Raw genomic sequence first — 13843 nt, forward strand, 5'->3', positions numbered from 1 at the left:
CAGTTGCTCAAGCTGGTTTCATTCTGTCACAATGCGCGACCCTCACCCAGTTTCAGGCGCCCCACTTTGCCGCTCAGCGCTCTGAAACCTCGATCCCGTGCAATGAAGGCCGCCAACATATGCGGCATCAGCGCCACCGCATCCACCGGCCCATGCAGTTGGCTGTGCACCTCGGCGTAGGTATCGAGCTGTGCCTTCAGTTCGACCGGCTGTGATGGTCAGCTTCACGCTGTCCGCACGCGGCAGTGCGCCCAGGCTCAAGCGATCTGCACCCTTGCTCATTGCGAACTCCCGCGCGTAAAAGTCAGCGGCCGATACAGCCGCAAGGCGAGATCCTTGTTCACCATCACTCGCATCGGGAATCCTGGCCGGACCGTCAGCGTCGGCAGGATGCTCGCGTTGCGCTTCGTCATCTCCTGTCCGACCTGGTTCACCGTGTCCTGGGCACCTTCGCGCATTTCAATCACGGTGCGATTGCCGTCCTGATCTATTCGGCTCTGCGGCACCGCCAACTCAGCCCCGACGCCGAGCGGCGTCGACAGCGTCGCGCCCGCCAGGATCCGATCCCAGTGCCAGTCGACCGCGTCCTCCAACCCGGCGTAGCCCGCCGGGCCGACCTTGTGCATCGCGCCCAACGGGGGCTCCAGAGCAATATGGCCAAGGATCTCCGGATATCGGAACTCGCAGATGCGCTCGCGGTCAGCGACAGAACGCTCATCCGGCGTTTTCGCACCGTCGTCGCCCAGGGTGCGCCGCGATAGCACAGCGTATGCGTTTCCATCAGATCACGCCCTCCTCATGCAGCCGGGCCTGTTCGTCTGCATCGAGCGAGAGCCAGTCGCCGAACACCTCCGCATTGTCCTCGCCGATCCCGCCGCCGGGGCTGTGGATCGCTCCGGGATCGCGCAGAAGTTGCAACTCAGTTACTTTATGTTCAGCCACCCGCCTTCGCACGTTCGTCGATGACGTGTTGCAATGCGGCCTCGAGTGTCGGCCAGTTCCTGAAAATATGCACTTTTTCGAGATCATCAAAGCGCGCACCGAACTCCTCCAGTGCGGTCGAAAACCCTTTGGTGCTGCCAAGTAACGCGGGCTGCGCGTGCCCGGAGTTTGGCGAGAACTCGCGGACCATGCATCCAAGCTGCGCGGCCAGGGCTTGCACCTTCTCGGTGCCGCTGGGAGGGGGAGAAGCATTTGGAAATTTTTGACAAAGCGCTTGTGCGGCCCCTCCCATTGGGCGCCTAGTTTTCGCAGCGCCCCATGGCGGGCTACCGCAACACCTAGGCCGGGACGCTCAAGACGAGCCTGCCGAAACCGGCCACACCCGCCTGTGAGAACCGGACCACCCGCACGTCGGATGCGCGCCCTACGTGCTCGCAGCCACCTTCCCGGCCTTGCCTTGCATCGCTTTGAAGCCGCGGTCCCGGGCGATGAATGCGCCGAGCATGTGCGGAATCAACGTCACCGCATCCACCGGTCCATGCAGTTGGCTGTGGACCTTGGCATAGGCATCGAGCTGAGCCTTCAAATCTACCGACACTGCGATAGTCAGCTTCACCGCTTCCGAGCGCGGAAGTGCTCCAAGGCCAAGCCGGCTCGCTGACTTGTTCATTGCGAACCTCCCCGTTCAAAAAACAATGGCTGATACGGCCTCAGGATCAAATCCTTGCTCACCATCACCTGCATCGGGAACCCGGGCCGGATCGTCAGCGTCGGCTGGATGCTCGCATTGCGCTTCGTGATCTCCTGCCCCACCTGATTGACCGAATCCTGTGCGCCCTCCCGAATGGCAATCACCATCCGGTTGCCGCTGCGGTCCGTGCGGCTCTCGGGCGCTGAGAGTTCCGCTCCGATGCCGAGCAGCGTGGACAGCGCCGCCCCCGCCAGGATGCGACCCCAGTGCCAATCGACACCGTCTTCCAGCCCCGCGTAGCCGGCCGGATCGATTCCCGGCAAACGATCAAGCGCCACCGAAGACGTGTCCGGCAGGATCAGCCGCGTCCAAACCAGCAGGACGCGGCGTTGCCCGAAAGAAACTTGGCTGTCGTAGCGCCCGATCAGGCGCGAGCTCTGGGGAATCAGCAGATGGCGCCCCGTAGCCGTGTCGTAGACCGCCTCGGTCACGGTGGCGATCACCTGCCCGGGCAGATCCGAATTGATCCCCGTCACCAGCGCCGCCGGAATGACCGTACCCGCCATCACCTGATACGGCGATGCGGGCAGTTGCAAGCCGCCAGGGTTGCGCATTGCACCGTCCCCGGCCTTTGCCAGAAAGGCCTCTTTCGCGTCCTGCCGGTTCTGCACCATCGTCGGATCGGCCGATTGCGCAGCAGGCGGCGTCACGCCGGCCATTACATTGAACGGCTCCCGATTCGCACTCATGTTCGGCGCTGCCGTCGCCGAAGAGGCTACAGCAGCAGCCCTACCACCCACGCCGTTTCCCGCCCCTCGGAAGAACACGGAAGACCGCGCGGCCTCCTCAGCGGCAAGCTGCTCCGGGTCGACGCCTGGTGAAGCCATCCGCGGCTCCATCGGCTGCTGCGATTTCACGAAGGCCTGCCCGAGGTCGCCCGGCATCGGGTCGCCGAGCACGGGAGGGGTCGGCTTCACCGCCGGCGTAAGCCCGGCATAGTCTTTCGGCAGCCGATCCAGTTCGTCCGACCGCGCGACACGATCGACGTTGAAGAGTTCCGGCTGCGAAGTTCGAGAGCGCTGCTGCGACTGTAGCGACCACAGCGTGCCACCCAGCACCGCGGCGGCGAGCGTGCCCGCGCCGAGCACCAGCATGCGCCGGCTCAGACGCACGACGGGGCGCGGCTGCGCGCGAAGTGCCATGGTTTCCGGGTCGACCTTGACCGGTGGCGCATCGGTCTGGCTCATGATCCGTTCCGACCGGTTCCGTCCGCGCGCTCGATGCGCACGACCTGCGGCTTGCCGCCCTTGTACCCACCCAGCCTCAGTTCGGCCGCACCGAAGAGCCGGTCCACCACGTAATACGGCGAGCGGAAGCGATAGTTCACGAGTTGCCCGTCCCCCTGCGCGCCGATCACGAACAGCGGCGGCAACTCGCCCTGCGCGATGCCGCCAGGGAACTGGATGTAGACCCGCTGACCGTCGTCGAAGGCCTGCAGAGGTTTCCACGAGGGCGCGTCGCCGCTGATCGCGTACCGGAAACGGATCTGCTCCAGAGACAGCCCCGAATCCACCGGCTCGGCCGCTCGAGCCTCGCGCGCCTGCTTTTGCAGTGCAAGCATCCGATCCTTCGGGTAGTCCCACGACACCGAAGCCATCCAAACCTGCGGCGTGGAGGACAGCTCCAGCAGGTAGGTGCGCCGATTCGTGGTGATCACGAGGTTGGTCTTGAGGCTCACTCGCGTGGGCTTCACCAGGATGTTCACACGCGAGCTGGCACCCGCGCCACTGGCGGTGTCCCCTACGATCCACCGGACGGTGTCACCGGCCGAGACGGTCACCAGCTCCTCGCCCTCCTGCAGCGCGATCACGGTCACCCGCCCTGGGCTCGTGTACACCTGATACAGCGCCCCGTCGTCATAGGGCCAGACCTGGATGGCATTCACGTAGCCCTCACGGGTCGGAGCAATGCGCGCCTCTTCATTCGCACGCGAGACGCGGAGCTTTTCGTCTGCAGGCTCCGGCTGGGGCTTCGCGTCTGGCCCGGTCGACAGTGGCTTCAACTGCGCCGGCAGCGGCAAGAGTTTGGGCACCTGCACGACCTCGACAGGCTTGGGCGGTTCTGGTTGCAGCTGCGCCGCCACCGCGACAGGTTCATCCAGCGAGATCTCGGGGGCAGGCTTTCCCTGTGTGGCGCACCCAGCGAGGGCCAGCAAGATCAAAGGGAATACGGCTTTGTGCAAATGTGCTTTCATGGCTTTGCTCCTTTGGTGGTGTCCATCGTTTCCAGTTCGCGACTCCAGGACAGGCCGTTGACATAGATGCCCAGCGGGTTCTTGCGCAGCCGCTCCTCGGTGCGGGGCGCCTGCAGGACGACGACCAGGACTGCGGTCCAGCGCTCCAGGCCCGCCGCTTCGCCGTTGGCATAGCGCCGCTCCGTCCAGCGCACTTGGAATGACGAATCGCTGGCACGCACCACACTGTTGATCTGCACCGTCACCGAGCTCTGTCCGATGCGCGAGAAAGGATCGTTCGCGCGCGCGTAGTCGTTCAGGGTCGCCGCGCCCCGGTCCGTCGTGTATTCGTAGGCCTGGAGCCAGTTCTGCCGCACCACGATCGGATCGATGGAAAGAGAGCGCACATCGGTCACGAAGCGCGCGAGGTGGAACGCGACCTGCGCGTCATTGGGCTTGTAGGGCGAGGCGGCTTCACCCACCGCGCGCACCTGCCCCGCGTGGTCCACCTCGACGACATAGGGCGTCACGATGGACTGGGCCGAACGCCAGACGAGGCCGCCGGCCATCATCAGCGCCAGGCCCAGACACCCGAAGGCCATGAACCGCCAATTCTTCGCCTGCACGCGCGCACTGCCGATGCGCTGGTCCCAGACCTGTGCCGCTGCTTGATAAGGGGTGACGGGTACAGGCGTGTCCGAGTACCGCACCCGGGGTCGCTGGAATCGCATATATGGTTCTCCTCAAGAGATCGGGTCAGGCGTTGGAGTTGTCGTGCAGGCTCGGACTGGCACCGCTGCCGCCGTGATCTCCCGAGCGCAAGGTGTGGGCCGCCGTGGTGGCCGCGTGGGCGACCTGCTGTTTGCGGCGCATCTGTCTGGCCCATGCGGGCTCTGCCGCCGGCGAACCGGTCGCGGTGGCATCGGTCGCAAACGAAGGCGCAGCGGCCGGCGCAGCCGCATCGGCCACATAGTTCGCCACCCGATCCTTGACCGCCTTGGCGCCCGATGCGACGTGCTGGCCGGCAGCACCGGCGCCGGCTTTGGCGACATTGGCAAGACCCGCGCCGGCAGCACGGATGCCACCGCCTCCCGACGCGGCGGCGCCCGCCTGGTAGGCCGATTTCGCGCCACTCGCCAGAGCGCTGGCAGAGCGCGCGGCCGAGGCACCGCCGGCAACGGCCGCACGTCCAGCGCCTGGCGCCATGCGTGCGCCGGCGGCCACCGCCGAACCGGCCCCAGCCACGGCCGCACCTGCGGCCACCGCGAGACCCGCGACACCGACCGCCGTTCCCGCTGCCGACCCGGCGCCAAGCTGCGGCGCGCCCGACACCAATCCGGTCGCGATGCCCGGCCCGAAGATGCCCAAGCCCAGCATCGCCAATGCAGCGAGCATGATGACCAGCGCATGGTCGATGGAAGGCTCCGTACCCGGCGCAACCGTGAACTCGGAGAACAGGCCCGTGCCGATGCCCACGATCACGGCCAGCACCAGGATCTTGATGCCCGACGACACCACGTTGCCCAGTACTTTCTCGGCCAGGAATGCCGTCTTGTTCCACAGCGCGAACGGCACCAGCACGAAGCCCGCCAGCGTCGTCAGCTTGAACTCGATCAGGCTGACGAAGAGCTGCACCGCGAGCACGAAGAAGCTCACGATCAGAACCAGCCAGGCCAGGAACAGCACGGCGATGGTGTCGAGGTTGGCGAATACTTCAGGAAACCCCGTCAACTCGCCGATCTGCGCCATGATGGGTTGGCCCGCATCCAGACCGACCTTGGCAAGCTGGCCCGGCTGCAGCAGTTGCGCCGATGTGAGCCCCGAGCCGGACGCCGTCAAACCCAGTCCACTGAATGACCGGAACACGATGCCGGCCAGCCAGTTGAAGTTGTTCAGGATGTAGGCGAAGGCACCGACGTAGAGCGTCTTCTTCAGCAGTTTGGCGATCACGTCGTCACCACCGCCGCCGCTGGCATTGCTCATGGCCCAGAACAGGCCCGCCAGCGTCATATCGATCGCGACCAGCGTGGCCGTCAGGAAAGCAACTTCTCCGCCCAACAGCCCAAAGCCGGAATCGATGTAGCGCGAGAAGACATCGAGAAAGCGGTCGATCACCGCGACGTCGTTCATGGCGCGGAAGCCTGCGAGGCCCCGGGAGCGGCAGGCTTTGGCGTGTAAGGCGTTCCCTGGCCCAAGAAGCGCTGTCGCGTCGCCTCGACCACCGCATGGCACTGGGCATCGCCCACCTTGTCATGGTCGGCCTTGCACTGTGCGCGCAATGCCCTCAGGCGCGCGGGGTTGGCCAGGAGGGATTCCACGGACTCGATGGCGGCCGGCTTGTCGCAGGCCGCCATCAGCACGGCCGAGGCCAACACCGAACTCACGATCAGAAGCTGTTTCATGACCGCATTCCTTCAGCTGCCGTAGAAGTTGACCGCGTGCGGCGTGTAGGCCGTGCCGCCCCCCTGGAAGCGCCGACGCACCTCGCGGGCGCGCTCCTGCACCGCCACCTGTCGTGCCTGCTCCAGGGCCACGGCGCGGTCCTGGGTGACCTGCAACTGCTGCGCCTGCATGGACTGGCGGGCCTGCAGGGCCAGCAGCTGATTGGTCGCCTGCGTGGCCTGCAACGCGCCGACTGCCGACTGACTGCGGCTCACCAGATCGGTCAGCACGCGCTCGTCGGAGGCGAAGTTCTGCACCGCCTGGGATTGCACCTTGGTCACGGTGCGCAGCGCCTCGAGCGAATTCGTCCAGCGCTTGCGCGCATCGAGCGCCATCTGGTTGCCCGAGATGGAGGCCGAATAGGCATCGGGATACAACCGCTTGAACTCGCCCTCCATCTGCGAAACGTTGAAGGCCAGGCCCTGCGCCTGCTGGATGAGCTGATGGGTCGCCGACAGTGCCGCGCGCAGTTCGCCGAGCGAGCTGAAGTCCAGGTTCGTCAGATTCTTGGCCTGGTTGCTCAGCATCTGGGCCTGGTTCTGGAGTTGCTTGATCTGGTTGTTGATCTGCTCCAGCGTGTTGGCCGCGGTGAGGATGTTCTGCGCCAGGTTCGAAGGATCGAGCACGATGTCGCCGATGCCGAGGAACGCATGCGCCGGCTGGGCAATGCCGAAGGCGATCGCGCTGACAGCAACGAGCGCAGCGACCCGGTGGGCGAAGGGGGATTTGTGATTCATGACGATTTCTCCTGCGAGGTTGAAGAAGGGAATGAAAAAGAAGGAACCAGATCGGCAGCCCAACCCAGCCCGCAATGACGCAGCCACGCGGCCGCGAACTCCGAGACTTGCACTGACGCCGGCAGGTCGTTGCACAGCTTGTCGATCAGCCGTTGGTCCTCGGGCGTGGATGCCCCGGCGAATGCCAGCGCCACCGGCCCGAGCCCCAGATCGAAGAGCCGGTTGCCCAGTCGCGACTGGTAGTAGTAGTCACGCTTGGGCTGTGCGGTCGCGACGATCTCTATCTGCCGCGAGTTCAATCCGAAGCCTTCATAGATCACCCGGATTTGCGGTTCGCTCGCCTGCGGATTCGGCAGGAAGATGCGGCTGGCGCAGCTCTCCACGATCGCCGGCGCGATGCTCGAATCCTTGATGTCGGCCAACGACTGCGTCGAGAAGATGACCGAGACGTTCTTCTTGCGCAGCGTCTTGAGCCACCGGCGAATGCGTGAGGCGAACACCGGCTCGTCAAGAAACAGCCAGGCCTCGTCGAGGATGAGCAGGGTCGGCGCACCATCGAATCGCTCGTCAAAGCGCGCAAACAGATAACCCAGCACGGCCAGCGTCGCCGCCTTGCTGTGCATCAGCTCTTCCATCTCGAAGCCTTGCACCGAGGCGGACCCGAGCCTGTCGCGATCGGCATCCAGCAGCTTGCCGTGCGCGCCCCCAAGCACATAGGGTTGCAGGGCCTGGCGCAGCACGTTCGATTGCAGCAGCACCGACAGTCCGGTCATCGTGCGCTGCTCGCTGGGCGCACTGGCCAGGCTGTTCAGCGCCGACCAGATCGCATCCTTCTCGGACGGCCCGACAGCCACGCCTTCCTGCACCAGCCGTCCCACGATCCACTCGGCTGCCCAGGTGCGGTGGCCGTCCTGGTCGATGCGTGCCAGCGGCTGAAAGGCGATCGCCCCGTCACTGCCCAGGTCGTAGTGCTCGCCGCCCAGCCCGAGAATCGTGGCCCGCATCGAGCGGCCCATATCGAACGCGAAGACGCGCGAACCGGCATAACGCCGAAACTGCATCGCCAGCGTCGCAAGCAGCACCGACTTGCCCATGCCGGTCGGGCCGACCACCAACGTATGGCCCACATCGCCGATGTGCGTCACGAGCCGGAACGGCGTGGCGCCGTCGGTGCGCGTGACGATCAGCGGCGGGCCATCGAGATGCGCATTGCGCTGCGGCCCCGCCCACACGGCCGACACCGGCATCATGTGCGCCAGGTTCAGCGTCGACACGATGGGCTGGCGCACGTTTGCGTAGGCATGGCCGGGAATGGACGACAGCCACGCATCCACGGCATTGAGGGTTTCCGGGATCGTGACGAAGCCCCTGCCCTGGATCGTGCGTTCGGCCGCCCGCAATTTCTCATCGGCCGCGGTCGCGTCGGCATCGAGCACCGTCACGGTGGCCGTGACGTAGCCGAAGGAAACCTGGTCGCCGCCCAGTTCCTGCAAGGCGGCATCGGCGTCCGCCGCCTTGTTCGAGGCGTCCGAGTCGACCAGCGGGCTTTCCTGCTGGAAGATGGTTTCACGCAGCAGCGCCACGATGTTCTTGCGCTTGGCGAACCACTGGCGCCGCAGACGCCCCAGCGCCTTCTCCGACTCGGCCTTGTCCAGACACAGGAAGCGGGTACTCCAGCGGTAGGCAAAGCCCAAACGGTTGAGATCGTCCAGCAGCCCCGGCCAGCTCGATGTCGGAAAACCTCGTACCGACAGGACGCGCAGATGCTGGCCCCCCAGCATCGGCGCCAGGCCGCCGGTCAGCGGCTCGTCGCTCAGCAGTGCGTCGAGATACATCGCCACCTCGGGCACAGCCACCGCATGGGTGCGCGTGGACACGCAGCTGTGCAGGTAGGTCAGCGTCTGGCCGTCGTCGAGCCAGTGAATTTCCGGCATCACGCCTTCGAGCAGCCCGAAGAAGCGCTCGGTCTCGGAGACGAAGGCCTCGAGGCGTTCGCGCCAATCCACGCCCTGCGTCTGGACGTTCTCGTAGAGCAGGCCCGCGGCGCGCGCCTTCGATTCTTCGGGCGGCAGGTACACCAGCGTCAGGTGATAGCGGCTCTCGAAGTGGCTGGCGTCTTCCTCGAACGCGGCACGGCGCTCCTCGTCGACCAGCCAGGACAGCGGCTCGGGAAAGGTCGACACGGGATAGCCGGCTGCTTCCCGCCGCTCGGCCTCTACGAACAACGCCCAGCCCGAACCCAACCGGCGCAGGGCGTTGTTCAGCCGCGCCGAGGTGGCAACCAGTTCTCCCTGTGTCGCGCTGTCCAAATCCGGTCCCCGAAACTGCGCCGTGCGCTGGAAGGCACCGTCCTTGTTGAGCACGACCCCAGGCGCGACCAGGCCAGCCCATGGGAGCCAGTCGGCCAGCAGCGCGGGGCGCTTGCGGTATTCCGCGAGGTTCATCACGGCCGTGTCCTCACACGTCCAGCAGCTGTCGCTGCTTGATATGCCGCGCGAACACCTGCATGAATTGCGGGTCCAGCCGCGCGCCCCACACGGCGAGTGAATGCCCGACGACCCACAGCGCGATCCCCGGCAGCCACAGCTGCAGGCCGAGCCCGACCGCCGCGGCAAGCGTGCCGTTGGCGATCGCCACGGTGCGCGGCGCGCCTGCGAGCAGGATGGGCTCCGTCAAGGACCGGTGCAGCGGGATCTCGAAACCGCTGACCGAGCCGGATGCAGGAACGTTGACGGTGCTCATGCCAGCACCGCCCCGCCGCTGAAGCTGAAGAAGGTCAGGAAGAACGAAGATGCGGCAAAGGCAATAGAGAGGCCGAAGACGATCTGTATCAGCTTGCGAAAGCCCCCCGACGTATCGCCGAAGGCCAGCGTCAACCCGGTGGCGATGATGATGATCACCGCCACGATCTTGGCGACCGGGCCCTGGATCGAGTCCAGGATCGACTGCAGGGGGGCCTCCCACGGCATGTTCGAGCCGGCCGCGTGCGCGGGCAACGCACTGACCAGCAGCAGCGCCTCAAGGGCGGCAAGGTAGGCAAGCGATTTCACGGAAATACGCGGACGCGTCATGACGATTCTCCAGAGTCGGGTGAAGGAGTAGCTGTGGTGGAAGAAGAGAGCAAAGGAAAGCCGGCCACCAGCGAGGTATCGAGCTGGTAGCCCCGGCTGTCGTGGCCGACGACGCGCGCGATCTCCCGCACGCGTCGGGCGCGACCGCGGCCGGCGATGAAGACAATGACGTTGACCGTCTCGGCAATGAGGGCGCGCGGCACGGTCACCGAGACTTCCTGCACCAATTGCTCCAGGCGCGTCAACGCGCCTCGAGCAGAGCCCGCGTGCACCGTGGCGATGCCGCCGGGGTGCCCGGTGCCCCAGGCCTTGAGCAGGTCCAGCGCCTCGGCGCCGCGCACCTCGCCCACGACGATGCGGTCCGGCCGCAGACGCAAGGTGGCGCGTACCAGGTCGGCCATGGTGCTGACACCTGGCTCTGTGCGCATGCCGACGTGGTCATCGGATCGGCATTGCAACTCCACGGTGTCCTCGAGGATGAGCACACGGTCACGGGTCTCGGCGATCTCGTCGAGCAGCGCGTTGGCGAGCGTGGTCTTGCCGGTGCTGGTGCCGCCGGCCACCACGATGTTCTGGCGCTCGCGCACCGCCCGCCGCAGAAATTCGGCCTGCTCGACGGTCAAGATGCCGTCGGCCACGTAGCGCGCGAGATTCATGATGCGCAGCGCCCGCTTGCGAATGGCAAAGGACGGCGCACGAACCACGGGCGGCAAGACGCCCAGAAAGCGCTCGCCGGTCTCAGGCAGTTCGGCCGAGAGGATCGGCGCTCCCGCATGCACCTCCGTGCGCACATGCGTTGCCACCAGCCGGATGATCCGTTCGGCCACGGCGGGCGGGATCGCTGTGCCAGTGGGCTCGCGGCCCGTGCCAAGCCGGTCTACCCACAGCGAGCCGTCCGGATTCAGCAGCACCTCCACGACCTCCGGATCCTCCAGCGCCTTCGCGATCTCCGGGCCCATGGCCGTGCGCAGCATGCGGATGCGCCGCGCCAGCGATGCGTCCCCGGGCGTCTTATCCGCCGAAAGCGGTTCAGGCGTCAGACTCACGATCGGTCTCCTGGGATTCAATGATGGGTTCCACGTCGAGGCCAGCAGACGCGTCGGGCGCGATGTCTTCATGGACTTCGCGCACCAGGCTGCGTCCGCGCTGGATGTGGCGGGCCAGTTGCTCGATGAACTGGGCGTAGCGGCTACGCCCCTGCGCGCGAGCGGCCTCCTGTTGGCCCTCGGGCACGGGCAGCGAGACCGTGAGGAAATAGCGGATGTACAAAGCGAGCGTCTCGATCAACACGTTCTGGTCGCGCTCCAGGCGGTCGAACTGTCGCGAGAGGCGGTCCAGGCGTTTTGCCAATGCCGCCTCGCGCTGGTCGGCCGCATCGGGCGAGAGAAACGAAGCCAGCGCCGCTGCGATCACGGCCGACTTGGACACCCCCTTCAGTGCCGAGACCTGGTCCAGTCGCTTCGCGTGCGCTGGTTCGATGAAGATGTTCAGGCGCGCACGAGTCACAGCGCGATCCCGTCGTCCGGGTCCAGGGCCGCAAGCCGTGCGGTGCGCATCAGTTGCCTGTCCACGTCCTTCGGACGCAGTGGCACGTCGTCATCGTCGTCGAGCACCAGCAACCGATCGTCCTCGGGCAATGCCGGCATATCGACCGAGACATCCAGCTCAGGCCTGATCTGATGGCCGCCCTCATCGGCCAAACCACCGGCATCGCGAGAAGACAGAGACTCGGGGACAGGCAACGCAGCGAGCCCACTCCAATCGTCCGGGCGTGCGGCCGGCCGGTCCATGTAGACGTTCGCGACAAGCGTCGGCGCGGGCAACAAGCGAGAGGTGAAGTTCCGGTCCTGGTAGTACCGCAGCTTTTTGGCCCTGATCGGCGGATGGCCCGAGACCATCACCACCGCGTCATCGGGCGGCAGTTGCATCACCTCGCCGGGCGTGAGCAGTGGCCGCGCCGTTTCCTGGCGCGACACCATCAGATGGCCGAGCCAGGGTGCCAGCCGATGGCCAGCATAGTTGCGCTGCGCGCGCAGTTCGGTGGCAGTGCCCAGCGCCTCGGAGATGCGCTTGGCCGTGCGCTCGTCATTGGTCGCGAACGCGATGCGCACATGACAGTTGTCGAGGATCGAATGGTTCTGGCCGTAGGCCTTGTCGATCTGGTTGAGAGACTGCGCGATCAGGTAGGCCCGCAGACCGTAGCCAGCCATGAAGGCCAGCGCCGACTCGAAGAAGTCCAGCCGCCCCAGGGCCGGGAACTCGTCGAGCATGAGGAGCAGTTTGTGACGGCGCGCAATTCCGTCCGAGCCATCGAGCGATTCGGTGAGACGCCGGCCGATCTGATTGAGGATCAGCCGGATCAGCGGCTTGGTACGACTGATGTCAGAAGGTGGCACCACGAGGTACAGCGATACGGGATGCTCCGCAGAAATCAGGTCGGCAATGCGCCAGTCACAACGAGATGTCACCTCCGCCACCGTGGGGTCGCGGTACAGCCCAAGAAACGACATGGCGGTAGACAGCACCCCCGAGCGCTCGTTCTCACTCTTGTTGAGAACTTCACGTGCCGCGGATGCGACGACCGGGTGCGGTACCCCGCCCTGCTCACCGGCCAGATGCTGCGTGGTCATCATGCGGTGCAGCGTCACCTCGAACGGACACGCGGGATCGGACAGGAAATTGGCCACGCCGCGCAGCGTCTTGTCGGCGCCTGCGTAGAGCACGTGCAGGATCGCGCCGACCAGGAGCGCGTGGCTGGTCTTCTCCCAATGGTTGCGGCGTTCGAGCGCTCCCTCGGGATCAACCAGAATGTCCGCGATGTTCTGCACGTCGCGCACCTCGTGCACGCCACGACGCACTTCTAACAATGGGTTGTAAGCGGCCGAGCGCGCGTCAGTCGGGTTGAACAGCAGGCAATGCGAGAACCGCGCGCGCCAGCCGGCCGTGAGCGACCAGTTCTCGCCTTTGATGTCGTGGATCACGGCAGAAGCGCACCAGGACAGTAGCGTGGGCACCACGAGCCCGGCGCCTTTGCCCGAGCGCGTGGGCGCGAACACCATCACGTGTTCCGGGCCGTTGTGGCGCAGGTACGCAACGACCTTTCCGTTTAGTTTGCCCAGGAAGACGCCCGTTGCGCGGATCAGGCCAGCCTGCTGGATCTCATCGGCATCTGCCCAACGAGCGGAGCCGTAGGTTGTGACCCGCTTGGCCAGACGTGAACGCCAGACCGCCATGCCGATGGCTGCGCCGGTGGCGAGCAGGCCGCTCGATGCCGCGATGGTGCCGCCGCGCAGAAACACGCCGGGCGCATAGGCGTCGTAGAAGTACCACCACTCGAAGAGCTTCCAGGGCTCGTAGACCGGCACGTTGGAAACGTCGAACCATGCGGGTCCGAGCCTAGCCTCATAGCCCAGCGCATAAGCCGTCCATTGCGTGGCCGTCCACGCACCGCCCAAGGCCACGACCAGCACCACGAAGATCTGTCCGAACAGGATGCCTGTGGGCATCGTCCACCTCCTATACGTCACGGTTTCTCCTTGCGCGCGTCCTAGTTCCAGCACGCGCGTGCCGCAGCGGCATCGCGTGCTCGAGTCTGGAATCGGATCGCCGCGACGCACACCCGTCAGTGCGTGGTGCGGCGTACGCTGGCGGGTTCGTGAAGACGCAGGTGGCTGGCCCCGATCAACGCTGCCGACAGGCCGTGGAGTGCACAGCATCACAAGGGATG

The 13843-nt window shown here is 65.8% G+C and carries 16 protein-coding genes and 1 pseudogene; all 17 read right to left on the minus strand.

The window, feature by feature from the left end:
* Positions 1-26: 26 nt before the first annotated feature.
* Positions 27-158 (minus strand): hypothetical protein, encoded by a 132-nt coding sequence (locus tag ACSFB7_RS03945; RefSeq protein WP_435468072.1) that lies wholly within the window; start codon positions 156-158, stop codon positions 27-29.
* Positions 159-278: 120 nt separating this feature from the next.
* Positions 279-611, minus strand: a pseudogene (locus tag ACSFB7_RS03950) (TrbI/VirB10 family protein); the annotation flags it as partial.
* Between the two features lie 169 nt (positions 612-780).
* Complete coding sequence (locus ACSFB7_RS03955; protein ID WP_435467257.1) at positions 781-918, minus strand: hypothetical protein; 138 nt, start codon at positions 916-918, stop codon at positions 781-783.
* 16 nt (positions 919-934) lie between these two features.
* The gene (locus ACSFB7_RS03960; RefSeq protein ID WP_435467259.1) at positions 935-1162 is read right to left on the minus strand and encodes a hypothetical protein; all 228 of its coding nucleotides are present in this window, start codon (positions 1160-1162) and stop codon (positions 935-937) included.
* A 204-nt stretch (positions 1163-1366) separates the two neighbouring features.
* Positions 1367-1612, minus strand: a complete 246-nt coding sequence (locus tag ACSFB7_RS03965; RefSeq protein ID WP_435467261.1) for a DUF2274 domain-containing protein — start codon at positions 1610-1612, stop codon at positions 1367-1369.
* Positions 1609-2880 carry a TraB/TrbI/VirB10 family type IV secretion system protein gene (locus tag ACSFB7_RS03970; protein ID WP_435467263.1) on the minus strand — a complete coding sequence of 424 codons (1272 nt, stop codon included), beginning with the start codon at positions 2878-2880 and terminating at the stop codon, positions 1609-1611. Before ACSFB7_RS03970 ends, ACSFB7_RS03965 begins: the two co-directional genes overlap by 4 nt.
* Positions 2877-3887 carry a P-type conjugative transfer protein TrbG gene (gene trbG, locus ACSFB7_RS03975; protein ID WP_435467265.1) on the minus strand — a complete coding sequence of 337 codons (1011 nt, stop codon included), beginning with the start codon at positions 3885-3887 and terminating at the stop codon, positions 2877-2879. The genes ACSFB7_RS03970 and trbG overlap by 4 nt, the downstream gene beginning before the upstream one ends.
* Positions 3884-4597, minus strand: coding sequence for a conjugal transfer protein TrbF (trbF, locus tag ACSFB7_RS03980; protein WP_435467266.1), 714 nt, complete (start codon positions 4595-4597; stop codon positions 3884-3886). Before trbF ends, trbG begins: the two co-directional genes overlap by 4 nt.
* 25 nt (positions 4598-4622) lie before the next feature.
* A complete protein-coding gene (gene trbL / locus ACSFB7_RS03985; protein ID WP_435467268.1) occupies positions 4623-5996 on the minus strand; it encodes a P-type conjugative transfer protein TrbL in 1374 nt (457 codons plus the stop codon).
* A complete protein-coding gene (locus tag ACSFB7_RS03990; protein WP_435467270.1) occupies positions 5993-6268 on the minus strand; it encodes an EexN family lipoprotein in 276 nt (91 codons plus the stop codon). The genes trbL and ACSFB7_RS03990 overlap by 4 nt, the downstream gene beginning before the upstream one ends.
* A 12-nt stretch (positions 6269-6280) precedes the next feature.
* Positions 6281-7045 carry a P-type conjugative transfer protein TrbJ gene (gene trbJ / locus ACSFB7_RS03995; protein WP_435467272.1) on the minus strand — a complete coding sequence of 255 codons (765 nt, stop codon included), beginning with the start codon at positions 7043-7045 and terminating at the stop codon, positions 6281-6283.
* On the minus strand, positions 7042-9492 hold the full coding sequence (gene trbE / locus ACSFB7_RS04000; protein ID WP_435467274.1) for a conjugal transfer protein TrbE: 2451 nt from the start codon (positions 9490-9492) through the stop codon (positions 7042-7044). Before trbE ends, trbJ begins: the two co-directional genes overlap by 4 nt.
* A 10-nt stretch (positions 9493-9502) precedes the next feature.
* Positions 9503-9787, minus strand: coding sequence for a VirB3 family type IV secretion system protein (locus tag ACSFB7_RS04005; protein WP_435467276.1), 285 nt, complete (start codon positions 9785-9787; stop codon positions 9503-9505).
* Positions 9784-10116, minus strand: coding sequence for a TrbC/VirB2 family type IV secretion system protein (locus tag ACSFB7_RS04010; RefSeq protein ID WP_435467278.1), 333 nt, complete (start codon positions 10114-10116; stop codon positions 9784-9786). Before ACSFB7_RS04010 ends, ACSFB7_RS04005 begins: the two co-directional genes overlap by 4 nt.
* On the minus strand, positions 10113-11162 hold the full coding sequence (trbB, locus tag ACSFB7_RS04015) for a P-type conjugative transfer ATPase TrbB (protein ID WP_435467280.1): 1050 nt from the start codon (positions 11160-11162) through the stop codon (positions 10113-10115). The genes ACSFB7_RS04010 and trbB overlap by 4 nt, the downstream gene beginning before the upstream one ends.
* Positions 11146-11622 (minus strand): CopG family transcriptional regulator, encoded by a 477-nt coding sequence (locus ACSFB7_RS04020; protein ID WP_435467281.1) that lies wholly within the window; start codon positions 11620-11622, stop codon positions 11146-11148. Before ACSFB7_RS04020 ends, trbB begins: the two co-directional genes overlap by 17 nt.
* A complete protein-coding gene (locus ACSFB7_RS04025; protein ID WP_435467283.1) occupies positions 11619-13622 on the minus strand; it encodes a conjugal transfer protein TraG in 2004 nt (667 codons plus the stop codon). Before ACSFB7_RS04025 ends, ACSFB7_RS04020 begins: the two co-directional genes overlap by 4 nt.
* Between the last annotated feature and the right edge of the window lie 221 nt (positions 13623-13843).

The organism is Variovorax raffinosi, from assembly GCF_051216615.1.
In the GTDB taxonomy this organism is placed as follows: domain Bacteria; phylum Pseudomonadota; class Gammaproteobacteria; order Burkholderiales; family Burkholderiaceae_C; genus Variovorax.